Origin of the sequence: Phyllobacterium sp. 21LDTY02-6 (assembly GCF_023554255.2) — a bacterium.
Lineage (GTDB): Bacteria > Pseudomonadota > Alphaproteobacteria > Rhizobiales > Rhizobiaceae > Phyllobacterium.
The window spans coordinates 145,202-171,728 of sequence record NZ_JAMJWD020000001.1 but is presented as its reverse complement, the minus strand read 5'-3'; the positions used below and the strand labels follow the sequence as shown (position 1 = coordinate 171,728).

Below are 26,527 nucleotides of genomic sequence, written 5' to 3'. Positions count from 1 at the left end.
TCATGCTGCCTTCGACCCGTCATCATGTCCGCCATCATGGACGTGGCCCGAGCGGTCATGCCCCGGGTGTTCATGCCCCGGGTGTTCATGCAGCGGATCGTCATGGCACCAATCGGCATTCTCCTCCCATGCCTCGTGAAACTGCCGCGCCTGCAGCAGATTTGCCGGCATCAGCGTCTCGCGCGACGCGCCCCATGCGACTGGCTTGCGCGCCAGCAGAAGCGTTTCCGGGAAATGCTGCCGCACCAGATCCAGATCATGGACGACCACCATCACCGTGCGGTTTTCGCCATGCCAGTGCTTGATGAGCCCGATCAGGTCGGACACCGTCTTCGCATCGATCGCGTTGAATGGTTCGTCAAGCAGGATGATATCGGCATCCTGCAGCAAGACGCGCGCGAACAGCGCCCTTTGCAATTGCCCGCCCGAAAGCGTGTCGATGGGCCGTTTCTCGAAACCGCCCAGCCCCACGGCCAGCAACGCACGCGAGACATTCGCCTGGTCCTCGCCCGTATGCCGTCCAAGAAGACCGCGCTTCGGCCAAAGACCCAGCGATACCAGATCCACCACCCGTGCCGGGAAGGAGCGGTCGAGTTCCGACTGCTGCGGCAGATAGGCGATCTTCTGTCCGCTTGCCACGGTGCAGCTGCCTGCCATCGGTTTAAGAACGCCGACGATACCCTTCATCAGCGTCGATTTCCCCGAGCCGTTCGAGCCGACGACGGCCGTCAGGGAACCTCGCCGCACGGTGCCACTGAGGTGATGCACCGCAGGATGGCTGTTATAGCCCAGCGTCAGATCGCGGAATATCAGGCTTGTCTCGTTCATTTAAAATTCGGCTCGCCAGCACATGTTGAGGCCACAGGCCATGGCTCCGGGGGAGCATCCTTGACCGTTCCTATGTGATGTTATTACATTAGTCAACCTTGAAGGCACTCAACCATGTGGAGAGTGAAACAAAATTGCCATTAACGCCGATCCGCGCAATAACCCGCTGGCGGCACGGAAAAATATTTCCTATCTCATTGATTGCATATCGGAGAGAACTGTTATGACAACGACGCATGAGCTGACCAAGAACCAGTCGCTGGTGCTGAATGCGCTCACGCGCGCCGATGGCCCCCTCAGCGCCTATACGATACTGGACCAGCTTCGGCCGGAAGGTTTCCGGGCGCCGCTGCAGGTCTATCGTGCGCTCGACAAGCTGCTGGACTACGGCATGGTCCACCGGCTGGAGAGCATCAACGCCTTCGTCGCCTGTTCGCATGCCCATGGCCACAGCCATGGCATGACTGCGTTCGCCATCTGCGAGAATTGCGGTCAGGTGACAGAATTTTCCGACGATGAAATCACCGCACGGGTGCGGGAATGGACAAGGGCCAGCGGCTTCAAGCCATCGAAGACCACGATCGAGATTCGCGGCACTTGCGCAAATTGCGCCGCCGCCTGACCTAGCGCTTGCGATAGGCCTTGAGGAACATATCGACGCCGGACGTAACGGTTTTCCGCACAACTTCATCCGATGGCGGGTCGTCCATGCAGCCGAAAAGCCGGCGCTTGAAAATGCCACTGACCATCAGATCGGACAATTGATAGGTCGCAAGGTCGAGATCGTCGATTTCGAGGTCGCCTGCCGCGACACGCTTTTCCAGCCATCCCCGCACGAGGGCCTGCCCGCGCTTCGGGCCCTGCTCATAGAAGCTGCGGCTGAGCGAGGGCATGCGTTCGGCCACGCCGATGACGACCCGCTGCGCGCGAATGACGACGTCCGACGTGACCTTCATCGATAGCGCCATCCCGAAGGCGATCAGGGCCTCCCGTATGTCGCGCTCGCCCTCCAGCGCGGAGTGGACGCCGCTGAAGAACTTGTCGCGATACTGGATGCAAAGCTCCATGAAGAGCTCTTCCTTGCTGTCGAAATAGACATAGATCGTGCCCTTGGACACGCCCGCTTCGCGCGTGATGTCGTTCATGCTGGCTGCATCGAACCCCATCTGCGAAAATACCCTGTCGGCCCCTTCAAGAATCTGCTGGCGCTTGGCGGGGTCCTGCCCCGCACCCGGGCGGCCCTGCTTTTCGTTGGCCATCGCTTCTTCAAGCGCACATGCGAGAAGATGGGGCTTTGCCTGGGTCTTCGTTGAAGACATTCCTTTTCGTTTCCTCTTATTTATTTCGAACCATCCGGTTCGATCCACTTGATATGCTCTTTCATTTGCGCTATGTCAACGATCGAACCGAACGGTTCAGTCATTCAACTATGAGTGCACTCCCAAGAAAGACGCCGAAAATGCCTGCAACCAAAGCTAAGAACGAGGCGGAAATCCGTCCGTTTCCCGCACCCGCAGCCAAGACAGAGACCCCCGCGCATGCCGAGGCTCCGCAGCACGATGTAACGACTTCCGCCCCGCCGGCGCCGCCGAAGCGGTCGCGGAAGCGCCTCATCCTGACGACGATCCTCGTCGCCGCCCTCGCCGGAGGCGCCTGGTTCGGATATGACTACTGGACCACCGGCCGCTTCATGGTATCGACGGACGATGCCTACATCCAGGGCGATATCACGACAATTGCGCCGAAAGTCACCGGTTATATCGATACGATCAACGTCGTTGCCAATCAACGCGTAAAGGCAGGCGACCCGCTGATCACGCTCGACAGTGGCGATTATACGATAGCGGAAAAGCAGGCAGAGGCCCAGATCGTCACGCAGAAGCTCTCGCTTGATCGCATCAAGGCGCAGACCGATGCCGCGCGTGCCTCGCTCAAGCAGGCAGAGGCGGGCAAGTTGAGCGCGCAGGCCGTCCTGACCAATGCGCAGGCCGCTTCCGTGCGCGCCAGCCAGCTCCACACCACCAAATTCGCTTCGCAGTCACAGCTGGACGAGGCAACGGCAGCGCTCGACCAGGCCAAGGCCAACCTCGCATCCGCTGACGCGCAGATCGCCAGCGCCACGGCCAATATTGCCGTTCTGGAGGCCCAGTACCAGGAAGCGCAGAGCGCAATAGCATCGCTCGAGCTTTCGAAGGACAAGGCCGCGCGCGACCTGAGCTTCACGGTCCTGCGCGCCCCCGTTGACGGCGTGATCGGCAATCTCTCCGCCAAGAAGGGCGATCTCGTCAGCTCCGGCCAGAGACTTGCGGCCCTCGTGCCCGTCAATGCGCTCTATATCGATGCGAACTACAAGGAAACCCAGCTTCGGGATATCGAAGTCGGGCAGAAGGTTCACGTCCGGGTCGATGCTCTGGACGGCGATGAGTTCGAAGGCACTGTCGCCTCGGTCGCCCCCGCTTCAGGCGCGGTGTTCTCGCTCTTGCCGCCAGAAAACGCCACCGGCAACTTCACCAAGGTCGTGCAGCGCGTTCCCGTCCGCATTGCCTTGCCGGAAGACGCCCTGGCGAGCGGCAAGCTGCAGGCCGGCCTCAGCGTCATCGTCGATGTGGATACCCGCACGACACCGGCGAAATAAGGCACCGGCACACAAGAAAAGCGCGGCATTGGAGCCAGGATCATGGCAGACGCAACGACGGCAGGTGGAGGCCCGGCCTCCCCGGCCATTCCCGAAGACCGCATAGATCCGAAAAAGGCTATCGCCTTTCTCGCCATGGTCTTCGGCATGTTCATGGCCATTCTCGATATCCAGATCGTTTCCGCCTCGCTTGCCGAAATCCAGGCGGGGCTGAGCGCCAGCTCGGACGAGATATCCTGGGTGCAGACGTCCTACCTGATCGCCGAAGTGATCATGATCCCCCTGTCCGGCTTCCTCGGACGGCTGGTTTCCACGCGCATCCTGTTCTCGGTATCCGCCGCCGGCTTCACCGCCGCAAGCGTTCTCTGCGCGACCGCCACCAATATCGATCAGATGATCGTCTACCGCGCCATACAGGGCTTCATCGGCGGCGGCATGATCCCGAGCGTGTTTGCCGCGGCATTCACGATATTCCCGCCTTCCAAACGCTCCATCGTATCGCCGATGATCGGCCTCGTGGCAACGCTGGCGCCGACGATCGGCCCGACGGTCGGCGGCTATCTCAGCCACGCCTTTTCCTGGCACTGGCTCTTCCTCGTCAATGTGATCCCCGGCATCGCCGTCGCCATCGCCACCTGGAACCTGATCGATTTCGACAAGGGCGACCGCTCGCTTTTGAACAAGTTCGACTGGTGGGGCCTGGCCGGCATGGCAGCCTTTCTCGGTTCGCTTGAATATGTGCTCGAAGAAGGCCCGCGCAATGACTGGCTCCAGGACCATGCCGTCTATTATTGCAGCATTGTCATGGTCATCGGCGGCATCGTCTTTTTCTACCGCGCCTTCACCGCGGAGCAGCCAATCGTCGATCTTTTCGCCTTCAAGAACCTGAATTTCGCCTTTGGCTCGGCCTTCTCCTTCGTGCTCGGCATCGGGCTCTACGGGCTGACCTACCTTTACCCCGTCTATCTCGGCCAGATCAGGGGCTACGACGCCCTGATGATCGGCGAAGCCCTGTTCGTCAGCGGACTTGCCATGTTCATGACGGCTCCCATCGCCGGCTTCCTTTCCGGGCGCATGGATCCGCGCATCATGATCATGATCGGTTTCATCGGCTTCGGCGTCGGCACATGGACCATGACCCATCTGACCGCAGACTGGGATTTCTATGAATTGCTGGTACCGCAGCTGTTCCGCGGCGTGTCGCTGATGCTGTGCATGGTGCCGATCAACAATCTTGCGCTCGGGACGCTGCCCCCTGCCCGGCTCAAGAACGCCTCCGGCCTGTTCAACCTCACGCGCAATCTCGGCGGGGCCGTAGGGCTTGCCGTCATAAACCAGATCCTGACGGACAGGAATGCGATCCACTACGCCCAATTGTCGGAGAATGTCCGCTGGGGCAATCCCGAGGCCGAGGGGATGATGGAGACCATGTCGCGAAACTTCGCCTCCCATGGCCTTGATGGCGACCTTACCGCCTTGAGCAGGATCTCCGGCATGGTGCATCAACAGGCATCCATTCTGTCATTCATGGACGTGTTCTATATCCTCACCTTGCTTTTCGCGTCGCTCGCCGTATTTGCGGTGATGATGCGCAAGCCCGGCGCCCCGGCCGCCGGTGGCGGCGGAGGCCATTAGAGCCGTTTTCGTGCGGGCGCTTTCGAGGGCGAAAGCAGCCCGCATGATCGCGCGGCCAAATCCTCCGGCATGCGGACAAAAATCACCGCCACGCGCGGACGCCTTATCGGAAAAACGTTCGCCTTCCCAGACACATAGCTTTTAGCATAGAGCCGAATTGCTAAGCCGCCGAAAAAGTGGTTCACTCCTCTTACTGCTCAGGGAGAGTTCGCGTTCCCACTCGTTATAGGTGTGTCATCTAATTGATACGAGAGACCTATATCGGGTGCTGGCGTCGAACCAGAGCCAATGACGTAAGCTTAAAGGGGTGTAAAAAAATGATTGCCAACTCAAGGCGCTTCACCGCGCTGACCACTGCCGTACTCTTCGCAAGCACATCGATCGCATTTGCCGACGCGCCGGCCGAGCTTGTCGAAGCCGCGAAGAAGGAAGGCACGCTGACGACGATCGCCCTTCCGCATGACTGGTGCGCCTATGGCGACATGATCGCGGGCTTCAAGGCCAAATACGGGATCGAAGTCAATGAGCTCAATCCGGACGCGGGTTCGGGCGACGAAATCGAGGCCATCAAGGCAAACAAGGACAATAAGGGCCCGCAGGCTCCCGATGTGATCGACGTCGGTTTCGCCTTCGGCCCCTCCGCCAAGACCGACGGCCTGACCATGCCCTACAAGGTCAGCACCTGGGACTCCATCCCGGAAAACGTGAAGGATGCCGACGGCCACTGGTATGGTGACTATTACGGCGTTCTGTCGTTCCAGGTGAACACCGACATCGTCAAGACCGTTCCCAAGGATTGGTCGGACCTGTTGAAGCCCGAATATGCCAATGCCGTTGCTCTGGCAGGCGACCCGCGGGCGTCCAACCAGGCGATCCTCGCCGTATCGGCTGCGGGTCTGTCCACTGGCGCCGCTGCCGGCAAGGCGGCCGGCGAAGCAGGCCTCAAATATTTTGCCGAAATGAACAAGGCGGGCAATTTCGTTCCGGTCATCGGCAAGTCCGGAACGCTGGCGCAGGGCGCGACTCCGATCGTGATCAATTGGGATTACAATGCGCTTTCCGGCCGCGATACGCTGAAAGGCAATCCCCCGGTTGAAGTCGTCGTTCCGGCTTCGGGCGTCGTTGCCGGCGTCTATGTCCAGGCGATCAGCGCCTACGCGCCGCACCCCAACGCCGCCAAGCTCTGGATGGAGTATCTTTACTCCGACGAGGGCCAGCTGACCTGGCTGAAGGGCTATTGCCACCCGATCCGCTTCAACGACCTCGTCAAGAACAACAAGGTCCCGAAGGAACTGCTCGACAAGCTGCCGCCGGCTGCAGCCTACGAGAAGGCCATTTTCCCGACGCTTGATGAACAGGCTGCCGCAAAGGAAGTCATCACCAAGGAATGGGACAAGGTCGTCGGCGCCAACGTCAAGTAATGATGGAGCGAGAACCCCGTGAAAGCGGGGTTCTCCGTTTCTGAACCCAAGGCGGACATGGCCCGGCACGTCAGGCGTGACTGGCCGTTTCCGCCATTTGGCAATCGAAAGTCAGCACCGGAACCATGAGTGCAGCTACTGAACTGGATGCTCCAGCCCCGCCGCCGGTACCAAGGCGCAAGCGCATGTCGCTTGATTGGCTTGGCGTCATGCCCTTCATCATTTTTGCCGTTCTTTTCCTCATCTGGCCGACAATCTATCTCGTCGCCGGTGCTTTTCAGGACAATGAGGGCGGTTTCACCCTCGCCAATATCATCAATCTGTTTCAGCCCTCGATCCTTGACGCCTACTGGATCTCGATCCGCATTTCACTGGCCTCGGCAATTCTCGGTGCGGTCATCGGCTTCTGCGTCGCGGCAGCCGTCACTCTCGGCGGGCTTCCCGGCTGGATTCGCGCGCCATTGATGACTTTCTCCGGCGTCGCTTCCAATTTCGCCGGCGTGCCGCTTGCCTTCGCCTTTCTGGCTACGTTGGGACGGACGGGGCTCGTGACCTCGCTGCTTTATAATGTTTTCGGCTTCAATCTCTATGCCCATGGCTTCAACCTCCTGAGCTTCTGGGGCCTGACGCTGACCTATCTCTATTTTCAGATCCCGCTGATGATCCTCATCATCACGCCCGCGCTGGACGGGCTGAAGAAGGAGTGGAAGGAAGCGGCGCTCATCCTCGGCGCCACCGGCCCGCAATATTGGCGCATGGTCGCCTTCCCGATCCTGTGGCCCGCCCTGCTCGGCACCATGCTGCTGCTCTTCGCCAATTCCTTCGGCGCGATAGCAACGGCTTACGCCCTCACCGGGTCTTCCCTGAGCATCGTGCCTATCGTCCTTTTCGCGCAGATCCGCGGCGATGTCCTTCAAGACCCCCATCTCGGCTACGCTCTCGCCTTCGGCATGATCGTGGTGACGGGCCTTTCCAATGCGGTCTACATCTGGATGCGCGCCCGCAGCGAACGGTGGCTGAAATGAAGGTCAATCGCTTCTGGTCCTGGCTGGCGCTGGCATTCGGCATCGTCTATTTCGTCGTTCCGCTCATCGGCACGCTTGAATTCTCCCTGCGGATGCGGCGCGGCGCCTATTCCCTCGATGCCTATTGGGTCATCCTGAGCGATCCGCGCTTCCAGGCGACGTTCGGCTATTCCGTCGTCATGGCTCTGGTGACGATACTGGTCGGCGTGCTGCTCGTGGTTCCGACCGCGTATTGGGTCCGCCTGCGCCTGCCGCGCTGGCGGCCATTCCTCGAATTCATCACGCTGCTGCCGCTCGTGATCCCGGCGATCGTCGTCGTCTTTGGCTATATCCGCCTCTACAACACATCGTCGCTCCTGCCGCTCACCGGTTCGGCGATGGGCACGAACATATTGCTGGTCTTCGGCTACACCATGCTCGCCATGCCCTATATGTACCGCGCGGTCGATACCGGCCTCGGCGCCATCGATATCCGCACCCTGACGGAGGCGGCGGAAAGTCTCGGCGCAAGCCGCATTACCATCATGTCGCGCATCATCCTGCCGAATGTACTGGTGGCGGTTCTTTCAGGCGCGTTTCTCACCTTCGCCATCGTGATCGGGGAATTCACCATGGCTGCGCTGTTGAACCGCCCGGCCTTCGGACCGTTCCTGCAGCTTATCGGCGCCAATCGCGCCTATGAACCGGCGGCACTTGCGGTGATCGCTTTCGCCATCACCTGGATCTGCATGGGGCTTATTCAGATCGTCACCCGTCTCAACAAATCGCTCGCGGCAACGCGGCGATAAATATCGGATCGATTCATGTCATTTCTAACCATCAGCCATTTGAGAAAAAGCTTCAATTCGACGACTGTCGTGCACGATTTCAATCTCAGCATCGACAAGGGGGAGTTCATCTCGCTGCTTGGACCGAGCGGTTGCGGCAAGACCACGGTCCTGCGGATGGTGGCGGGCTTCGAAACCCCGAGCGCCGGCATGATCAGCATTGGCGGCAATGATGTGGTCAATCTCAAGCCGAACCAGAGAAATATCGGCATGGTCTTCCAGGCCTACGCCCTGTTCCCGAACATGACGGTGGCGCAGAATGTCGCCTTTGGCCTGAAAGTCGCCAAAAAGCCCAAGGCCGAGATCGATGCGACCGTTCGCGAAATGCTGACCCTCATCAAGCTCGACCATCTGGCCGACCGCTACCCCTATCAGCTTTCCGGCGGACAGCAGCAGCGTGTCGCGCTGGCACGGGCGCTTGCCACCAAGCCGCAGGTCCTGCTGCTGGACGAGCCGCTATCGGCACTAGATGCGAAGATCCGCGTGTCCCTGCGCGAGGAAATCCGCTCGATCCAGCGCAAATTGGGTATTACCACGATCTTCGTCACGCATGATCAGGAAGAAGCGCTGTCGATCTCCGATCGTATCGTGGTCATGTACGAAGGGCGAGCCGAGCAGGTCGGCGCTCCGTTCGAAATCTACAATCAGCCGGCGTCGCGTTTCGTCGCTTCCTTCGTCGGAACGCTCAACATGCTCGATGCGACCGTCCGCGATGCCGCCGCCGGCATCATCACCATTGACGGCTGCGACGTTGTGCTTGGGCCACGACTGAACGGCCACAAGGCAGGCGACCAGATCTCGCTTGCCGTGCGCCCGGAGGCTGTGAGCCTTGGAGCTGCCAGTGCGGCCCGCGAGGTGACGCTGGACGGCAGGATCAACAGCGTGCATTTCCTCGGCTCGGTGATCCGAATCCGCGCATCGCTCGGACAGAACACGGTGTCGTTCGATACGTTCAACAATCCGAGCGCCCCGCCGCCCGCTCCGGGCGAAGACGTCAAGGTAAGTCTTGCGGCCAAGGATCTCCTTGTGCTGGGCCACTGACCGGCGAACGGGGCCGATCCGGCCCCGATGCTTGGCGATTATCCGGCGATGGCCTCATTCAGCAGCTTGAGCGCCGCTTCTTTGGTAAGTTCGACCGGATTGCCGCCAGCAGTCGGATCGACAATCGCCATGGCCGCGATCCGTTCCTTCTGGTCTTCGCTCATGTCGAGATCCTTGATCAGACCGCCGAGAGCGTGCGGCACGTCGAGTTGCCTGCGCAGGTTCAGGATCGCATCGGCAAACCCGTCGAATCCGCCCGCAATGCCGATATAACTGGCGAGGCGTTCTATGCGGGGCTCGATGGCAGGGCGATTGAACGCCAGCACATAGGGCATGAAGACAGCATTGGTCATGCCATGATGGGTGTCGTAGATGGCGCCAATCGGATGAGACAGGGAGTGGATCGCGCCCAATCCCTTCTGGAACGCCGTAGCCCCCATGGCCGCGGCGCTCATCATGTGGGCGCGCGCCGTAAGGTCGCTGCCATCGGCGAAAGCCTTGGGCAGATTCTCGAACACAAGCCTTATTCCCTCCACGGCGATACCATCGGCCATCGGGTGGTAGCCCGGCGCGCAATAGGCCTCAAGGCAATGGGCGAGAGCATCCATGCCCGTGCCCGCTGTGATGAAGGGCGGCATGCCGACGGAAAGCTCCGGATCGGCAATCACGATCGCCGGCAAGAGCTTGGGATGGAAGATCACCTTCTTCGTGTGGGTGGCTTCATTGGTGATGACGCCCGCGCGCCCCACTTCCGAGCCCGTACCGGCAGTCGTCGGCACGGCGATGATCGGAGCGATGGAAGCGGCATCCGCGCGCGTCCACCAGTCGCCGATATCCTCGAAATCCCAGACCGGCCTTGTCTGCCCCGCCTGAAACGCAATGAGCTTGCCGAGATCCAGCGCCGAACCGCCGCCAAATGCGATGACGCCGTCATGGCCGCCCTGCTTGAATACCGCGATGCCGGCAGTCAGATTGGCTTCCACCGGATTGGGCTTTACGTCGGAGAATACGCCATGCGGGATATTGGCGTCGTTCAGTATCTTCAATGTGGATGCCACCACGGGCAGGCGGGCGAGGCCGGGATCGGTGACGAACAGCGGGTTTGCGATGCCCGTCGCTTCGAGGACCTCCGGCAATTCCTTGATCCGCCCGGCGCCGAAACGCACGGTGGTCGGGTAATTCCATTTGGAAACGAGTTCGGTCATTGCATGTCTCTCTTGATCAGATGGCTTCGCGCAGGTGGAAGGATTTGGGCCGGGTGAGATTGCCATAGCCGATGGCGGACATGGAGGCGCCCTTGCCCGTCTCCTTGACACCGGTCCATACCAGCGCCGGATCGATATAATCGCAGCGGTTCATGAATACGGTGCCCGTCTCGATCCGGTCGCCCAGCGCAGCCGCCCGATCCGTATCCGTCGTCCACAGCGAAGCGGTCAGCCCATATTGGCTGTCATTCATCAGTGCCAGCGCCTCCTCATCATTGCGGACCTTCATGATGCCGACGATCGGCCCGAAGCTCTCCTCGCGCATGACGCTCATCTGGTGATCGACCCCGGTGAGGACTTCAGGCGCGAGATAGGGCGAGCCGGCACCATCATTGGCGACCTTCATGGACACATGCGCCTTCGCACCCTTGCGCAGCGCCTCGGCCTTCTGCTCGCGCACGAGATCGGCAAAACGGGTCTGCGCCATCGGCCCCATGGTCGTGGTGGGATCGAGCGGATTGCCGACGACATATTGCTTCGTCAGGTCGACGAAGCCATCCACGAAGCGGTCATAGACGCTTTCATGCACATAGATGCGCTCGATACCGCAGCAGCATTGCCCGGAGTTGAAGAAGGCTCCATCGACGAGATTGGCAACGGCATGGTCGAGATTGACGTCGGGCAGGACATAGGCGGGATCCTTGCCGCCGAGTTCCAGTCCCAATGTCATGAAGGTTCCGGCCGCAGCCTTCTCGATGGCGCGGCCGCCGGCCACCGAGCCGGTGAAGTTGACATGGTCGATCCGGCCCGAGCCGAGCAGTTTCTCGGTCTGCTGATGGCTGAGGACAACATTCTGGAACACGCCCTTCGGCAGTCCGGCCCTTTCAAATGCCTGCGCGAAGCGCTCGCCGACGAGAAGTGTCTGCGCCGCATGTTTCAGGATGACGCTGTTGCCCGCCATGAGCGCCGGGATGATCGTGTTCACCGCGGTGAGATAAGGATAGTTCCACGGCGCGATCACCATCACGACGCCGAGCGGCACGTGCCTGATATAGCGCCGGAAGCCCCGCCTGTCATTTTCCAGTACCGGCGACAGCGCCTGTTCGGCGATGCCGACCATATAGCGCGTACGTTCCTCGACACCGCCCTTCTCGCCGCCATAACGAACCGGCCTGCCCATCTGCCAGGCGATTTCGGGCACGATTTCGTCATTCATCGCGAGAAGCGCATCAAGCGCGGCGAGGCAAAGGCGTCCGCGTTCGGCGATGCTGGTCTGGCTCCAGGCTTCCTGGGCCTGGCGGGCCGTTTCGACAATGGCCTCGACTGCCTTGTCCGTAGCAATGGGACGTTCCGCATAGATGGTGCCATCGACGGGCGAGATGATTTTGACCGTTTCGGTCATGGAAATACCCTCTGATCTTCTGCTGGGTTCAGGTTCTTCAATACCGTTCGAAGCCGCGATGCAACTCCCAATCGGTGACGCGGCGGTCATATTCGAACTGCTCCCAGCGGGCCGTATGGAGGTAATGCTCGATCACCTCTTCTCCCAGCGCTTCCCGAAGCATTTTCGACCGGCCGAGCGCTTCCGTGGCGTCGCGCAATGTCTTCGGTATTTCTTTGAGGCGCGCACCGCCATAGGCATCGCCCTGGAACGGCTTGGCGAGTTCGAGCTTTTCATCGATGCCCGCCAGCCCCGATGCGATCAGCCCTGCAAAAGCGAGATAGGGATTGAGATCGGCGCCGCCGATGCGGCATTCGATGCGGATGGCCTTCGACCCCTCGCCGCACAAGCGGAAGCCCGCCGTGCGGTTGTCGAGGCTCCAGACATTCTTCGTCGGCGCAAACGTGCCTGCCTGGAACCGCTTGTAGGAGTTGATGTAGGGCGCGAGGAAATAGGTGAAGTCATTGGCATATTTCAATTGCCCGGCCACCCACTGCCGCATGAGCGGCGACATCGTATATTCGGCGCTCTTGTCGTAGAACAGCGGCGTCTTGCCATCCGCGCTCCACAGCGAGTTGTGGACATGGCTGGAGCTGCCGGCGAGCGAATAATCGTACTTCGCCATGAAGGTGATGGCCTTGCCCATCTGCGTGGCGATCTCCTTGCAGCCATTCTTCATGATGACGTGGCGGTCAGCCATTTCCAGCGCTTCGGCATAGCGGACGTTGATTTCCTCCTGCCCGGGACCCCATTCGCCCTTGGAATTCTCCACCGGGATACCGGCATCGAACAATCCATTGCGGATGGCGCGCATGACGGCGTCTTCCTTGGTCGTCATCTGGATCACGTAATCCTGGATATAGGGCGAGGCGGTGGCCATGCCCTTCCAGTTCTTCGCCCGCGCGCTCTCATAGGTCTCGTCGAAGAGATAGAATTCCAGCTCCGAGGCGAAATAAGCGAGGTATCCGCGCTCTTTCAGCCTTGCGAGCTGCCGTTTGAGGATCGCGCGCGGCGAATGCGCCAGATCCTCATGGTGGTGATGATCGAGAATATCGCAGAGCACCAGCGCGCATTTCTCGAGCCATGGAATGTGGCGGATCGTCGAAAGGTCCGGCTTGATGACGAAATCGCCATAGCCCTGCTGCCAGCTCGCCGCCTTATAGCCGGGTACCGGCTCCATATCGATGTCATTGGCAAGAAGATAATTGCAGCCATGGGTTTCGTCATGGGCGGATTCGACGAAGAAACTGGCATGGAAGCGTTTGCCGATCAGGCGGCCCTGCATATCGACGAAACAGGCAAGAACCGTATCGATCTCACCATTCGTCACATGACGCTTTAACTCGTCGAAACTCCAATGTCCGGGCATGATCTTTCCTTAAAACGTCAATGCTTAGAGTTGGGGAATGGAGGGGCAGCGGGCAATGCCGCCGCCCCGGTCACTCAGATGCGTTCGCCTACGGCTTTCTCGGCGGCGGCAATCTCGGCCGCACGTCTTGCAACGTCGTCGCCGATGGGCGGACCCTTGAAGCGGCGCTTCTCGAAGAAGAACCAGACGGCTGCCGTCACGATGAGGAAGCCGACCGTTATGTAGAGCGCCCAATCATTGGGCGGCTGGATGCCGAGGATGAAGATCAGCACCATCGCCAGTATGGAGAGCACCGCGAAGAGCTTGAACTTCGCTTCGCCCATGTCCCAGGGTCCCATGCGGTTCCACTTCGGTGTACCCCATGCCAGCAAGCCGAGGGCGATCGGAATGGCGAAGGAGAAGAACAGGAAGATGACCGTGCAGGACACGACGATCGTGTAGACAGGCGTCTCGCCGATCGAAACCAGCGACGAGCCCCATACGAAGAGCACGGCCAGTGTCGCGCCGGTCCAGATGGCGGCTACGGGGGTGCGATATTTCGGGCTGACTTTCGACAACGCCTTCGATGCCGGCAGGCCCTTGTCGCGCGCGAAGGCGAAGATCATGCGCGAGACGGAGGTGACCGTGGCCAGGCCGCACAGGAACTGGCAGATGAAGATCAGGAAATAGAGAATGTCCTTGATCAGCGGATTGACCTGCTCGTTCATCGCCCAGAAGAAGACGTTCCATCCTTGCGCGGCGGCAGCATCCATGTCCGGGATCATCAGCACGAAGGAGCAAAGCATGATGTAGCCGAACACGGCCGACCAGAGGACCGACGAAATCATCCCGCGCGGCACGGAATATGCCGCCTTGACCGTCTCTTCGGACGTGTGGGCCGACGCATCATAGCCGGTGATCGTATAGATCGGCAGCAGCAGGCCAAGCAGGAAGACCCAGGTCCCCGAGGTCGCGGGCCATACATTGCCGCCCGCCTCGCCGGAATAGTTCGAGAAGGTGAAGAGGCGGCCGATATCGTAGCTGTCCGCTACCGCAAGGCAGACGACGGCGAGGAGAATCGACGTTACGAAGATCAGATAGCCGGAAAAATCCGTCAGCTTTGCCGTCAGCCCGATGCCCATGTGATTGATGAGCGCCTGGGCACCGGTCAGGATGACCAGGAAGACGACGCGCACGGTCGTCGAGTCGGCTATGCCGAGATATTCGCCGAATGCGCCGATGAAGAAATAATAGGTTCCGACGTTGATCGCGCCGAGAACGGTGATGAGCCCCAGAAGATTGAACCAGGCCGTCAGCCAGCCCGTACCGCGATTGCCGAGGATCGAGCCCCAATGATAGAGGCCGCCTGCGGTTGGGTAGGCCGAGCTGATCTGTGCCATTGCGATGGCGAAGACCGCGGAAATCAGACAGCCGAGCGGCCAGCCGATGCCGATGGCCGCCCCGCCCGCGCCCGCGGTTGCCTGCGCCAGCGAGTTGATACCGCCGGAAAGAATGCAGATGATCGAAAAGGAGATGGCGAAATTGGAGAAGCGGCTCATTCGCCGCTCGAGTTCCTGGGCATAGCCCATGCCATGGAGGACCTTCACATCCTCCAGCTTGTCGGTGTCGGTATAGTCCTGGTGTGTCATCACGTTCCCCTGTAATTATTGAGTTTCAACGTCGATAGCAGCATGCCGGCGCGATCCGTGGTTCTACGATTCCCTGTCTGGCGTCTCCCGTACTCCCCGGAGCGGTTTCTTGATTATCGGTTTGAGCAGCAGCGCCAGCCGTTCGGCCCAGACCTGCTCCTCATGCGGCGTGGTGATCAGATCATTGCGTATCTCGATCATGACTGCCGGCAATCTTCTGGCCGAAGCGTGCCGCTCCAGCGTGTAATAGACCCTGTCGGCGGGCGAATAGGGCTCGTTGTCGCCCACGATCAGCCCTTCGATCCGCTCAAGCCCCTCGATGAGCGGCGCAGCGATGCTCGTATCGGCATCATGGATGATCCCGATATGCCAGGGTCGGGAGACGCCGCGATAGACCGGCGTATAGGAATGGATGGCCACGAGCACCGGCGCGGGGAAGTCTTCGCGTTCCCGCTCGCCGATCAAATCTTCTATCGCGGCATGATACGGTCGATGCGACAGCGCGATGCGCTCCTTGATCGCCGCCTCGTCTAGTTGCTGATTGGCGGGAACTACCGTCAGTTCGCTGATCGAAGGTATGAGATCCGGGGCGTCCGGCGGGCGGTTGCAGTCGACGATCAACCGGGAGATGCGGGATTCGACGAGAGGTGCATCCAACAGCATCGCCAGCATGTTGCTCACGCCAAGGGCTCCCGGGTCCCATGCGATATGGCGGGTCAGGTCGATGGGCGACAGGCCGAGCGTACCGAATTTCGCAGGGATATGATTGGAAGCGTGGTCGCACAAAATGATCGCGCGCCCGCGCCCTGCGGCGTTTGACACCCGCACCGGGCTTTCTGGCAATTTGTCGGCCGTCCATGCCTCTTTCGAGACCGCCTTACCCATTTTGCTCTCTTCGACGATGTATTGCGTGTTACATCTGGTATATTTATTTCCACTCTCGTATGATTTGATACATAACGACGAACAAAGTCAAATCCGAATTGGCAGCATCTGCCGGATAGAAGCGGGCCTGGGGGAACTTCGTGATGAATACCAGCATATCCGAGCTGATCGCAGAGAAGATCGACGCCATGCCGGCTTCGGAACGCAAGGCCGCGCAAACCCTTGTCGGCAATTATCCCCTTATCGGCCTGCGCACGGTGGCGGAATTTTCCGCCCAGGCTGGCGTGAGTTCGCCCACCATCCTTCGCTTCGTCTCCCGGCTCGGCTTTCAGAGCTATCCCGAATTTCAGGGCGCGCTGCAGGAGGAATTGGCGGCGCAGGTACAGTCGCCATGGAACCGGGCTGCAACCATCGGCGCCGGCGGCAGCGCAATGCCGTTCCCCCTGATGGAATCCGCCATCGAGAACATCCGCGAGACGTTCCAGCACATCTCGCAGCGGCAGCTTGGCGAAGCCGCTTCGGCGCTGGCGCGGAGCAAGGCAAGGCTTTACCTGCTGGGCGGACGCTTCACCGATCCCATCGCCAATTACATGGCCTCGCATCTGAAGATCGTACGGCCGGGCGTCACGCATCTCTTTGGCCAGGAGAGCCATTGGCGCGACCAGCTCATCGATATGGGCAAGAAGGACGTGCTGGTGATCTTCGACATAAGACGCTATCAGGACAGCCTGCTGCGCTTCGCCGAAAAGGCGCAGCAGCGCGGCGTCGAGATCGTGCTCATCACCGATCAGTGGCTATCACCCATTGCCCGTTTTGCCCGCCATGTGATCGCCGGCCGGACTGCCGTGCCCTCGCCCTGGGATTCGTCCGCCGCCCTGTTCCTGGTGGCCGAAACGCTGATCGCGGATGTGACGCGGCGTCTCGAACAGACGGGCGCCGACAGGATCCGCGACCTGGAACAATTGCGCGACCGCTAGTCTTCTACCCCTGCGGGTACCAACTGCGCCGGCATGGGAAAAACAGATGTTTTCCGTTGCCGCCACGCCGCATTGATATACTAATGCTGTCCCGGACAGGTGCCGCGCGAAGCATGGCTCCAGATGCAATATTTCAGGAATAGGACGAAGAATATGCAGCAAGCTGACATCGGATTGATCGGCCTCGGTGTCATGGGCGCCAATCTGGCCCTGAACATCGCCGAAAACGGTTATCGCATCGCGGTCTATAATCGGACACCTGCCAAGACGCAGGAATTTTACGCTGGAGCAGGTTCCCTGCAGGACAATATCGTCACCTGCCAATCGCTCGAAGAGCTTGCCCAGAACATTCGCGCGCCACGGCCGATCATCCTCATGGTCAAGGCCGGCGAGGCTGTCGATGAACAGATTGCAGCGCTCAAGCCCTATCTCGAGAAGAACGACATCATCATCGACGCCGGCAATGCGAACTTCCATGATACGGTTCGCCGTCTGGCGGAACTTGGTTCCGGCGATCCGACATTCGTCGGCATGGGTGTTTCCGGCGGCGAAGAAGGCGCGCGACACGGACCTTCCATCATGGTCGGCGGTACGCCGGAATCCTATGCCCGCATCGAGCCCGTATTGACGGCGATCTCGGCTAAATTCGAGGGCGAGCCCTGTTCCGCCCTGATGGGACCGGACGGTGCCGGCCATTTCGTCAAGACCATCCACAATGGCATCGAATATGCCGACATGCAGATGATCGCCGAAGTATATGGCGTGCTGCGCGACGGTCTGCAGCTTGCCCCCGACGCGATTGGAAAGATCTTCGAAACGTGGAACAAGGGGCCGCTGAATTCCTACCTGATCGAGATCACCGCGAAGGTGCTGCTGGCAACCGACAAGCAAACGGGCAAACCCGCTGTCGATGTCATCCTCGACAGCGCCGGACAGAAGGGGACCGGACGCTGGGCCGCGATCGAGGCGCAGATGCTTGGCATTCCCGCGACCGGAATCGAGGCCGCGGTCGCGGCGCGGTCGATCTCTTCCCTGGTTGAACAAAGGTCGGTGGCCGCCAAGGCCTATGGCGACCTCGGAACGGCCAGGCTCGCCGACAAGAGCCAGGGCTTCATAGATGCGCTCGAGCGCGGCTTGCTGGCGGGCAAGATTGCGGCCTATGCGCAAGGTTTCGAAGTCATGGCTGGCGCTTCGAAAGAGCGTGGCTGGGACATTCCGCTGGCGACAACAGCAAGAATCTGGCGCGCCGGCTGCATCATCCGATCGCAGTTCCTCGACGAGATTGCAGCGGCGTTCGAAGGCAATGCCGACACCAACCTGCTTCTCGTGCCGGCATTTGTCGAGCGGATGAAGGAAGGTTCGAAGTCCCTGCGCAAGATCGTTGCGGAAGCATCGCTTGCCGGCCTGCCGGTACCGGCGCTATCCGCCGCGCTGAATTATTTCGATGGTTTCCGCCAGGCTCGCGGTACCGCCAATCTCATTCAGGCACAGCGCGATTTCTTCGGCGCCCATGGCTTCAAGCGGCTCGACCAGGAGGGCGACTTCCATGGGCCCTGGTCGAGCGCCGGCTAGGATCGTTCGACAAACGGCGACAATGCGTAAAAGGGGTGAGCCGCTGTGCACCGGCCAGCGGCTCATCATATGAGGGGCTGACACGCAAAACGGAAGGCTCGTCATGACCCAGTCCAGCTATCACTACCGCGCCCATGAGGCGGAGCCCGGGCAACCCTTGCTCATCGTCTTCCACGGCACCGGCGGCGACGAGAACCAGTTCTTCGGCTATGGCCGGCAGTTGCTGCCCGATGCGGGCATTGTCGCGCCGCGCGGCGATGTCTCCGAACATGGCGCGCTTCGTTTCTTCCGCCGAACTGGCGAAGGCGTCTACGATATGGATGACCTGCGGGCGCGCACGGCCGCCATGGCTCGTTTCGTCGAAGACAGGATAGAGCAGGCCCGACCGTCCAGGATCATCGGATTGGGCTATTCGAATGGCGCCAACATCCTGGCTTCGGTGATATTGTCCCGGCCCGAGCTGTTCGACGATGCGGTTCTAATGCATCCGCTCATCCCGTGGCAGCCGGAACCCAATGCCGGACTGGCCGGCCGGCGCATGTTGATAACTGCCGGGAGGAATGATCCCATCTGCCCGCCATCCACCACCCAGTTGCTGGCGGATTATCTCGTCGGGCAGAAGGCCGATGTCGAGCTCTTCTGGCACTCGGGCGGCCACGAAATCCCGCAAGGCGAGATCGCCGCTGTCGGCCGTTTCATCGGGGACGGCTCATAGCCATCCCCCTGCCATTCACCGCGCCGAGAAGCGCAGCGAAACCGGAGCAGTGACGCTCATTTTCGCCTTGCGGCCGCGTGGCATGAGTACGCCATGCGCGCCCGCGAGGTGGCCAGTGCGCAACTCGAGCGCGAGAAAGCGATGCCGCTCCACCGGACCGGGCATTGCAAGGCTTGTGGTGTTCGCGCCGGAAAAGCCGAAACGCTCGTAATATTCCGGGTCGCCGACAAGAAGAATGGCACCATGTCCGAGGCGCGCGGCCTCGGCGATCGCATGCCGCATGAGCCCGGCGCCGATGCCGCTGCCCTTGATCGACGGATCGACTGCCAGGGGACCGAGCAGAAGCGCGCGGATAGGCAGGCCCAGCGCGTCATGGCCGGCCTGAATATCCCAGAGCCGCACCGTTCCGAGCAGCCTGCCGTCGGCATCGCGCGCAACAAAAGCCATGCCTTCGGAGGGCAACCGTCCACGACGAAGCTTCTCGGAGGACTTGCGCCGCCTTCCGGGACCCATGGCCCGGTCGAGCAGTTCTTCGCGTGCGGCCTGATCCTGCGGCAATTCATTGACGATGGTGAAGGCCTTCGCGCCAGGCTGGACCCGTCCTATTTTTTCTGCAGCGTTCATCTTTCGAACCATTCAAGCAAGAGATATCCGACCCATCCCGATCCGCCTTTGGCGGACGGGGACACCAGATCCGGCATTGCCGGATCAGATGACGTAGGATCGGAGGGGCTCGAAACCGTTAAAGGCCACCGCGGAATAGGTCGTCGTATAGGCGCCCGTTCCCTCGATCAGCACTTCATCGCCGATCGTCAGCGAGATGGGCAGCGGATACGGGTTTTTTTCATACATGACATCGGCGGAGTCGCATGTCGGGCCGGCGAGAACGCACGGCTCGCTGTGGTCGCCATCGCGCTGCGTGGTGATCTGATAGCGGATTGCCTCGTCCATCGTCTCGGCGAGACCGCCGAACTTGCCGATGTCGAGATAGACCCAGCGAACATTGTCATTGTCGGCCTTCTTCGAGACCAGCACGACTTCGGCCTTGATCACACCGGCATTGCCGACCATTCCGCGGCCGGGCTCGATGATCGTCTCGGGCAGGCGATTGCCGAAATGCTTGCTCAGCGCCTGGAAGATCGCCTGTCCATAGGCCTGGGCAGTCGGCACGTCCTTGAGATAACGGGTCGGGAAACCGCCACCCATATTGACCATCTTCAGAACGATGCCTTCGGCGGCAAGCGCGTCGAATACGTGCTTGGCGTCGCCAAGGGCACGATCCCAAGCGGCAAGGTCGGTCTGCTGCGAGCCGACATGGAACGACACGCCATAGGCCTCGAGATCAAGCGACTTGGCCGCACGCAGGACGTCGACCGCCATGGCCGGAACGCAGCCGAACTTGCGCGACAGCGGCCATTCGGCACCAGCACCATCGGTAAGGACGCGGCAGAATACACGTGCTCCCGGAGCGGCACGCGCCACTTTCTCGACTTCTTCGACGCAATCGACGGCAAAGAGACGAATGCCGAGCTCGAAGGCACGCGCGATATCGCGCTCCTTCTTGATCGTGTTGCCGAAGGAGATGCGGTCTGCCGTGGCACCGGCGTCCAGAGCCATTTCGATTTCGGCGACGGATGCCGTATCGAAGCTCGAGCCGAGAGAGGCAAGCAGGCGCAGGATCTCAGGCGCGGGATTGGCCTTCACCGCGTAGAAGATCTTCGAATTCGGCAGTGCCATCTCGAAATTATGGAAATTCTCGCGCACGACCTCCAGATCGAGCACCATACATGGGCCGTTCGGACGTCGGGTATTGATGAAATCGAGGATGCGCTGCGTCGCCATAGTGGTTCTCCAATCGTGACGGCGTTTCACGGCCGTCTCAAGCATGTACGGCAATCACGGGAACGCCCGAGCTGCCGAAGGACAAAGTGCAAGAATCCGTCCCTCGTGGAGCCAGCCTTTGGAGATACTGGAAACACGCGAAGGATCATGCGGCGATGGACCACGCTGCAAGCAGCGTAAATCCGCTTTGTCTGCCTTGGCTTGGATGAACCCATCCGCACTACCGGCAATGAAGGTGTGCCTCTTCAGTAATTCCGGCTTTTGGACAGCCGAAAGACACCAGAAAGGCCCGCACCGTCGTTGCTTCAAGATGTCCTCAGCTTGGCGGTAGGCCGTCAAACTGACTGGAGGGGTTAGTTCCAGGTACCATACCGTTTCCTCACCATCATGAGGATCGGCGGACACCCACAGGCACGTGCGACTTTGGGCAAGCGCGATATAAGTGGAAACTTGTGTCCAATCAATGACAAATATGGGGCTGGACCAAAATTTTTATTCATTGAACGGTGACGGCAAAATCACCTAGAATCCGTGAACGATGAAGACACTTCCGCCTTTGAACGCATTGCTCGACCTCGACATACCGGCTTCGGCGGAGGTGGATGGGCCACTGCGCGGCGAAACCCTGGCCGTCAAGGACATTTTCGACGTCGAAGGGCTGCCCACCGGCTGCGGCAATCCTGATATTGCGCGCGAATCGCGCCCGGCTGGCCGCACGGCCCCGGCCATCGGGACATTGGTCGATGCCGGCGCGCGGATCGTCGGCAAGACGCAAACCGACGAACTTGCCTTTTCGCTGATGGGCCAGAACGCGCATTTTCCGCATCCGGTCAACAGCAGAGCGCCGCAACGGGTCACGGGCGGATCCTCCTCCGGCTCGGCGGCAGCGGTGGCAGGCGGGATAGTTGCAATTGCAACTGGTTCGGATACGGGTGGTTCCATACGGGCTCCAGCAAGCTTTTGCGGCCTCGTCGGGCTGCGCACCACCCATGGCCGCATATCGCTCGACGGCACCATGCCGCTTGCACCCTCGCTCGATACATTCGGCTGGTTCGCGCGCGACATCACGCTCTATGAAAAGGTCGGGCAGCTGTTCTTTCCGGGTGAGGAAACCCGCTTCAGGCTCGCCCGCCCGCTCTTCATCCCGCTCCTCGAACATCTGCTTGTCGGCGAGGCGGAGGATGCCGCCTATCGCGGCATGTACAAGATCGTCGCCGAACATCTCGGCCATGCCCGCTCGGCGCGACAGTCGACAGCCTCGATCGACGATCTTTATCTCTGCTTCCGTCAGATACAGGGTTACGAAGCCTGGGCCGCCCATGGACCATGGATCTCGGCCAAAGACCGCGGGCTCGGGCCCGGCGTCAAGGAGCGCTTCGCCTATGGTGCCGAGATCGATGCCGGCACCTACAACGCGCAATTGCAGCGCCGATCGCTCTTCACCGCGGAGTTCGCAGATCTTTTGTCCGACGATGGCGTGCTGATCCTGCCTACCGTTCCCGGCGCTGCCCCCTTGAGCGCAACGCCGTTTGAGGAGCTTCAAGCCTATCGCGAGCGCGCATTGCGGCTGCTCTGCCTGGCCGTGCTCTCCGGCTTCCCGCAGATCAGCGTGCCGCTCGGAGAGGTGCACGGCGCGCCGTTCGGCATTTCGATCATCGGCCCAAGGGACAGCGACGCCGCGTTGATCCGCCTCGCACGGTCCTTGCTCGCCGGAAAGGAGCCCGGCTGATGGACACGCTGACGCGCATGCGCGCTTTCGTCGATGTGGTCGAAGCGGAGGGATTTTCGGCTGCGGCGCGCAAGATTGGCCGGTCCAAGGCGCTGCTTTCCAAATATGTGCGCGAATTGGAAGACGAACTCGGCGCCTTGCTGCTCAACCGGACGACCCGGCAATTCTCGCTGACCGAGGCCGGTCATACCTACTACCAGCGCGCCAATGAAATCCTGCGCGATGTCGAAAGCCTGAAAGAATCCGTGCGCGACTCGAGCAGCGACATCAAGGGGCGGATCAAGATCTCGGCTCCGCGCAGCTTCGCAGATGCCGATATCGGCCAATGTCTCATCGATTTTTGCGCCGCCCACCCCGATATCGTACTCGATGTGCGCCTCGACGATCGCTTTGTCGATCTGGTGGAGGAAGGGTTCGATCTCGCGATACGCATCAGCCGCATGCAGGATTCGTCCCTGATCGCAAAGCGGATTGCGCCGTTCGGCGTCGTTCTCTGCGCCTCGCCGGAACTGATCGAGCGGGTGGGCATGCCGCAGCGGCCGGAGGATCTGGTTGCCCTGCCCTGCATCATCGATACCAATAGCCGCTCGCGCAACAGCTGGCATTTTCGCAGCGCCGACGGCAGCGCCACATCGATCCAGGTCACCGGCATAATCGAGATCAACAGCCCGCTGGCAACGCGCCGGGCCGCGCTCGCCGGACTGGGCTTCGCCATGGTGCCTGATTTCATCGCCCGCAGCGAGGTCGAGAGCGGCCGCCTGGTCAGCGTGCTCGAAGAATTCGTGCCGCGCGACGCAGGCATTTACGCCGTCTACCCACACCGGCGCTACCTGCCGGCGAAGGTGCGCGTTCTCGTCGATTATCTGTCGCAATGGTTCAAGGATTACCGTCGGGGCTGAAACCGGCGCCGATTAATGTTATATCGTCCCAATTTCGCCAAGTTCAGGTTGTCCCCTGTGGCTGATTCCAAGGTTCGCCGATGCATAAGAGACTGCCCATCTTCCTAGCTACTCTCGCCTTGGCCGTGGGCTTCTCCACGCCCGCCTATGTACATCCGCATGTCTTTGCCGAGGCCCGGCTGGATGTCAGCATCAAGCCCGATGGGACAGTGGAAAAGCTCGGCCACGTCTGGCGCTTCGACGATCTTTTCTCGAGTACGGTTCTTGTCGAATTCGACAAGAATGGCGATCTGAAACTCGACCAGAAGGAACTGGCCGATCTGGCCCAGACGATCAACGCCTCGATTTCCGAGTTCGACTATTTCCAGTCCGTGGAACTCAATGGCAAGAAGATCGTAATGGCGGCACCGCCCAATATCATCGCCGACTTCCAGAACAACCAATTGCTGATCATATTCGAAAGCACGCCGAAACAAGCGTTGAAGCTCGGCCAGAAGACCAGTTTCGGCGTCTACGACCCTACCTTTTACACCGCGATCGACTATGTGAACGACAGCGACGTCCACGTGAAAGGCATACCCGCTACATGTCAGCAGAAGGTGGTGCGGCCGAACCCGGACGAGGCCATCGCGCAGAACCAGGCCACGCTGACCGACGCCTTCTTCAACGATCCCACGGGAACGGACATGTCGAAGATTTTCGCCACCCGTCTTGAAATCGACTGCCCGCAGGGGTGAAGGAAAGCATCACACCATGACCCTACAGAAATGCGTGGCGCTGCCCAAAGGTGCAAGGCCGGGTCTCGTTATCCTGATCGCCGCGATCCTGCTGACCCTGATCGCCGGCCACGCCCTGGCGCAGACGTCATCCCTTGGCATCGGGATGAACGAATCCGCCATGCAGCCGACCGGGCCTTTCGCCAACTTCATCTATTGGATCAATGCGCAGCAACGCAGTTTCTATCTGGCCATGACCCAATCGCTGAAAGCCATGCGCGAAAACCCCTGGCACGTGTCCGTCCTGGTCGGCCTGTCCTTTCTCTACGGCATATTGCATGCGGTCGGACCGGGACACGGCAAGGCGGTGATCTCGTCCTACATGCTTGCCAATGAGACGACCCTGCGCCGCGGCATCTTTCTCTCCTTCGCCTCGTCGATGCTGCAGGCGATCAGCGCCATTGCCATTATCGGCGTTACCTTTCTCGTCCTGCGCGGCACGACTATCTCGATGGATGACGCGACGCGGCTCATGGAGATCGCAAGCTTTGGGCTGATCGCGGCTTTCGGGCTGGCACTGCTATGGCGCAAGGTGCCGCTGCTATGGGCAACGCGCCCGGTTCCGGTCGCCGCGCATGAACACGGCCATGCCGATCACCACCATGCAGGGCATCACCACGATCACGCCCACCACCATCATCATCACCATCACGGGCCCGGCGAGGTCTGCGCGAGCTGCGGCCATTCTCACGCGCCGGATCCGGCCATGATCGCCGGCGAGTTCAACTGGAAGACTGCCTGGGCGGCCATCATCGCAGTTGGATTGCGCCCGTGCTCCGGCGCCTTGATCGTACTGACCTTCTCGCTGCTGAACGGCCTCGTCATCGGCGGAATATTGTCGGTCTTCGCCATGGCCATCGGGACGTTCATCACCGTGGCCATCCTCGCAACGCTATCGGTGATGGCGAAGAACGTGGCACTGCGACTGTCAGGCAGTTCGTCGTTGTCGTCCCGGATGCAGAGCATCATCGAGATCGCCGGGGCGCTGTTTATCACCGTTTTCGGACTGGTTCTTCTCGCGGCAGCACTTCAGTACTGAGCTTCGGTCTAGCATATGGTTGCTAGTGATCCTTTCGAATCTGAAGTTCATCTGACGCTGCTGCAATCCAGATTCGGGTCACTAGCGTTCCCGCCGCTTTTGCCGGCGCGCCCTCAGCCAGAAAACGAAGAAGAAGGCAAGGACGAACAGGCCGGCAAAGACGCCTGCCGCGGCAGGCGACCAATCGGCGATCGCGAGCATCAGGTTCGGCATGAAGAAGGCAACCAGGCCAAAGCCGAAGAGAATGCACAAGGCGGCGATAGCTGCACTGCGGTTTTGAGGATCCATTATCTGTCTTTCGGCGCGAATGTGCTGTGCTTGTAAGCCTCCGTGCCAGATTTGCAAGTGCGCGAATTGGTTCCTATCCGCCCGTATCCTCATGGCGCGCGGAAATGCTCTTGGATTCGGGCGATCCCTTGAAGCGCAGGAAGATCGAGAGCACCACCAGCATCGCCGTGGAAAAGAATTCCGATTGCCAGTTCTGGAACGACTCGAACCAGAATTGCGCATCGCCGACATAGTCGAGCATGGAAACGGGTTGCCTGCCATGCATCAACGCCTCGGAATTGGCGGCCGCACGGCTTGCAACGAGGTGAGCGGCGAGGGAAAGGATGAAAAACGACGCAAGTGCGATGCCCAGCGAATATTCGTAGAGCCGGCGCAGAATCGCCGAGCCACGCACGCTCCGGGGGTAATAGGGCTTCTTCTTGCTCTCCTCGCGCTCGGGATTGTCCGGATCGAGCGATTCCGCCGACCCCTTCTGGAACAGGAATGCCGTCAGGGCAACATAGGCGGCCATCTGCAGCCACTCGCTTTCCCAATTCTCGAAAAGGGCGGACCAGAAACTGGCATCGGACAGATATTGCGCAACGCTAATCTGCGCCTGGCCGTGATTGGCCAATTGCTGGTTCTCATGGTTCCATCCGGCAATGACCATCCCCACCACACTGGCGGCGAATGCCGTCATCAGAACGATGGTGAGCCCATGATTGCGGAAAAACCTCACATCAAGCCTCCGAAGCTGGCTGTCACGACGTA

At 60.4% G+C, this 26,527-nt stretch carries 25 protein-coding genes; 14 read left to right on the top strand and 11 right to left on the bottom strand.

Annotation, left to right across the window (positions count from 1 at the left end):
* Positions 1 to 828, bottom strand: coding sequence for a zinc ABC transporter ATP-binding protein AztA (gene aztA / locus M8997_RS00815; RefSeq protein WP_250018490.1), 828 nt, complete (start codon positions 826 to 828; stop codon positions 1 to 3).
* A 223-nt stretch (positions 829 to 1,051) separates the two neighbouring features.
* On the opposite strand from aztA, the gene M8997_RS00810 reads away from it, so the two are divergent.
* Positions 1,052 to 1,450: a Fur family transcriptional regulator gene (locus M8997_RS00810; RefSeq protein ID WP_250018489.1), complete on the top strand. Its 399-nt coding sequence runs from the start codon at positions 1,052 to 1,054 to the stop codon at positions 1,448 to 1,450.
* Between the two features lies 1 nt (position 1,451).
* Here the strand turns inward: M8997_RS00810 and M8997_RS00805 are convergent, their stop codons facing one another.
* Positions 1,452 to 2,147, bottom strand: a complete 696-nt coding sequence (locus M8997_RS00805; protein ID WP_250018488.1) for a TetR/AcrR family transcriptional regulator — start codon at positions 2,145 to 2,147, stop codon at positions 1,452 to 1,454.
* A 140-nt stretch (positions 2,148 to 2,287) separates the two neighbouring features.
* Here M8997_RS00805 and M8997_RS00800 point away from each other — a divergent pair, with 140 nt between their 5' ends.
* The 6 genes from M8997_RS00800 to M8997_RS00775 all read left to right on the top strand — a co-directional run bounded on the left by M8997_RS00800 (position 2,288) and on the right by M8997_RS00775 (position 9,412).
* Positions 2,288 to 3,463, top strand: a complete 1,176-nt coding sequence (locus M8997_RS00800) for an HlyD family secretion protein (RefSeq protein WP_250018487.1) — start codon at positions 2,288 to 2,290, stop codon at positions 3,461 to 3,463.
* A gap of 39 nt (positions 3,464 to 3,502) precedes the next feature.
* Complete coding sequence (locus tag M8997_RS00795; protein ID WP_371929503.1) at positions 3,503 to 5,098, top strand: DHA2 family efflux MFS transporter permease subunit; 1,596 nt, start codon at positions 3,503 to 3,505, stop codon at positions 5,096 to 5,098.
* 317 nt (positions 5,099 to 5,415) lie between these two features.
* Positions 5,416 to 6,519 carry an ABC transporter substrate-binding protein gene (locus M8997_RS00790; protein ID WP_250018485.1) on the top strand — a complete coding sequence of 368 codons (1,104 nt, stop codon included), beginning with the start codon at positions 5,416 to 5,418 and terminating at the stop codon, positions 6,517 to 6,519.
* A gap of 125 nt (positions 6,520 to 6,644) precedes the next feature.
* The gene (locus tag M8997_RS00785) at positions 6,645 to 7,544 is read left to right on the top strand and encodes an ABC transporter permease subunit (protein ID WP_250018484.1); all 900 of its coding nucleotides are present in this window, start codon (positions 6,645 to 6,647) and stop codon (positions 7,542 to 7,544) included.
* A complete protein-coding gene (locus tag M8997_RS00780; protein WP_250018482.1) occupies positions 7,541 to 8,332 on the top strand; it encodes an iron ABC transporter permease in 792 nt (263 codons plus the stop codon). The genes M8997_RS00785 and M8997_RS00780 overlap by 4 nt, the downstream gene beginning before the upstream one ends.
* Before the next feature lie 15 nt (positions 8,333 to 8,347).
* A complete protein-coding gene (locus M8997_RS00775; protein WP_250018480.1) occupies positions 8,348 to 9,412 on the top strand; it encodes an ABC transporter ATP-binding protein in 1,065 nt (354 codons plus the stop codon).
* Between the two features lie 38 nt (positions 9,413 to 9,450).
* On the opposite strand, the gene M8997_RS00770 is transcribed toward M8997_RS00775, so the two are convergent.
* The 5 genes from M8997_RS00770 to M8997_RS00750 form a co-directional block, all read right to left on the bottom strand.
* The gene (locus tag M8997_RS00770; RefSeq protein ID WP_250018478.1) at positions 9,451 to 10,617 is read right to left on the bottom strand and encodes an iron-containing alcohol dehydrogenase; all 1,167 of its coding nucleotides are present in this window, start codon (positions 10,615 to 10,617) and stop codon (positions 9,451 to 9,453) included.
* A 16-nt stretch (positions 10,618 to 10,633) separates the two neighbouring features.
* Entirely contained in the window at positions 10,634 to 12,019 is a 1,386-nt protein-coding gene (locus tag M8997_RS00765; RefSeq protein WP_250018476.1) for an aldehyde dehydrogenase family protein, read from the bottom strand.
* Between the two features lie 37 nt (positions 12,020 to 12,056).
* Positions 12,057 to 13,427, bottom strand: coding sequence for a glutamine synthetase family protein (locus tag M8997_RS00760; RefSeq protein ID WP_250018474.1), 1,371 nt, complete (start codon positions 13,425 to 13,427; stop codon positions 12,057 to 12,059).
* A 74-nt stretch (positions 13,428 to 13,501) separates the two neighbouring features.
* Entirely contained in the window at positions 13,502 to 15,055 is a 1,554-nt protein-coding gene (locus tag M8997_RS00755; protein WP_250018472.1) for an amino acid permease, read from the bottom strand.
* A 63-nt stretch (positions 15,056 to 15,118) separates the two neighbouring features.
* The gene (locus M8997_RS00750) at positions 15,119 to 15,940 is read right to left on the bottom strand and encodes an N-formylglutamate amidohydrolase (protein ID WP_250018471.1); all 822 of its coding nucleotides are present in this window, start codon (positions 15,938 to 15,940) and stop codon (positions 15,119 to 15,121) included.
* A gap of 143 nt (positions 15,941 to 16,083) precedes the next feature.
* On the opposite strand from M8997_RS00750, the gene M8997_RS00745 reads away from it, so the two are divergent.
* The 3 genes from M8997_RS00745 (at position 16,084) to M8997_RS00735 (ending at position 19,204) form a co-directional block, all read left to right on the top strand.
* A complete protein-coding gene (locus M8997_RS00745; protein WP_250018470.1) occupies positions 16,084 to 16,917 on the top strand; it encodes a MurR/RpiR family transcriptional regulator in 834 nt (277 codons plus the stop codon).
* 123 nt (positions 16,918 to 17,040) lie between these two features.
* Positions 17,041 to 18,489, top strand: a complete 1,449-nt coding sequence (gndA, locus tag M8997_RS00740) for an NADP-dependent phosphogluconate dehydrogenase (RefSeq protein ID WP_371929468.1) — start codon at positions 17,041 to 17,043, stop codon at positions 18,487 to 18,489.
* 103 nt (positions 18,490 to 18,592) lie between these two features.
* Positions 18,593 to 19,204 (top strand): alpha/beta hydrolase, encoded by a 612-nt coding sequence (locus M8997_RS00735; RefSeq protein WP_250018466.1) that lies wholly within the window; start codon positions 18,593 to 18,595, stop codon positions 19,202 to 19,204.
* Between the two features lie 15 nt (positions 19,205 to 19,219).
* Here the strand turns inward: M8997_RS00735 and M8997_RS00730 are convergent, their stop codons facing one another.
* Positions 19,220 to 19,828: a GNAT family N-acetyltransferase gene (locus M8997_RS00730; protein ID WP_250018465.1), complete on the bottom strand. Its 609-nt coding sequence runs from the start codon at positions 19,826 to 19,828 to the stop codon at positions 19,220 to 19,222.
* A gap of 84 nt (positions 19,829 to 19,912) precedes the next feature.
* Positions 19,913 to 21,046: an ornithine/lysine decarboxylase gene (gene odc2, locus M8997_RS00725; RefSeq protein WP_250018464.1), complete on the bottom strand. Its 1,134-nt coding sequence runs from the start codon at positions 21,044 to 21,046 to the stop codon at positions 19,913 to 19,915.
* Between the two features lie 538 nt (positions 21,047 to 21,584).
* Between odc2 and M8997_RS00720 the strand changes: the two genes are divergently transcribed.
* The 4 genes from M8997_RS00720 (at position 21,585) to M8997_RS00705 (ending at position 25,489) form a co-directional block, all read left to right on the top strand.
* On the top strand, positions 21,585 to 22,775 hold the full coding sequence (locus M8997_RS00720; protein WP_250018463.1) for an amidase: 1,191 nt from the start codon (positions 21,585 to 21,587) through the stop codon (positions 22,773 to 22,775).
* On the top strand, positions 22,775 to 23,674 hold the full coding sequence (locus tag M8997_RS00715) for a LysR family transcriptional regulator (protein ID WP_250018462.1): 900 nt from the start codon (positions 22,775 to 22,777) through the stop codon (positions 23,672 to 23,674). Before M8997_RS00720 ends, M8997_RS00715 begins: the two co-directional genes overlap by 1 nt.
* Positions 23,675 to 23,754: 80 nt before the next feature.
* Complete coding sequence (locus tag M8997_RS00710) at positions 23,755 to 24,411, top strand: DUF1007 family protein (RefSeq protein WP_250018461.1); 657 nt, start codon at positions 23,755 to 23,757, stop codon at positions 24,409 to 24,411.
* A gap of 16 nt (positions 24,412 to 24,427) precedes the next feature.
* Positions 24,428 to 25,489, top strand: coding sequence for a nickel/cobalt transporter (locus tag M8997_RS00705; protein ID WP_250018460.1), 1,062 nt, complete (start codon positions 24,428 to 24,430; stop codon positions 25,487 to 25,489).
* Positions 25,490 to 25,570: 81 nt separating this feature from the next.
* On the opposite strand, the gene M8997_RS00700 is transcribed toward M8997_RS00705, so the two are convergent.
* Both M8997_RS00700 and M8997_RS00695 read right to left on the bottom strand, forming a co-directional pair.
* Positions 25,571 to 25,777 (bottom strand): hypothetical protein, encoded by a 207-nt coding sequence (locus M8997_RS00700; RefSeq protein ID WP_250018459.1) that lies wholly within the window; start codon positions 25,775 to 25,777, stop codon positions 25,571 to 25,573.
* A 73-nt stretch (positions 25,778 to 25,850) separates the two neighbouring features.
* Positions 25,851 to 26,495 carry a DUF6766 family protein gene (locus tag M8997_RS00695; RefSeq protein WP_250018568.1) on the bottom strand — a complete coding sequence of 215 codons (645 nt, stop codon included), beginning with the start codon at positions 26,493 to 26,495 and terminating at the stop codon, positions 25,851 to 25,853.
* Positions 26,496 to 26,527 lie beyond the last annotated feature (32 nt).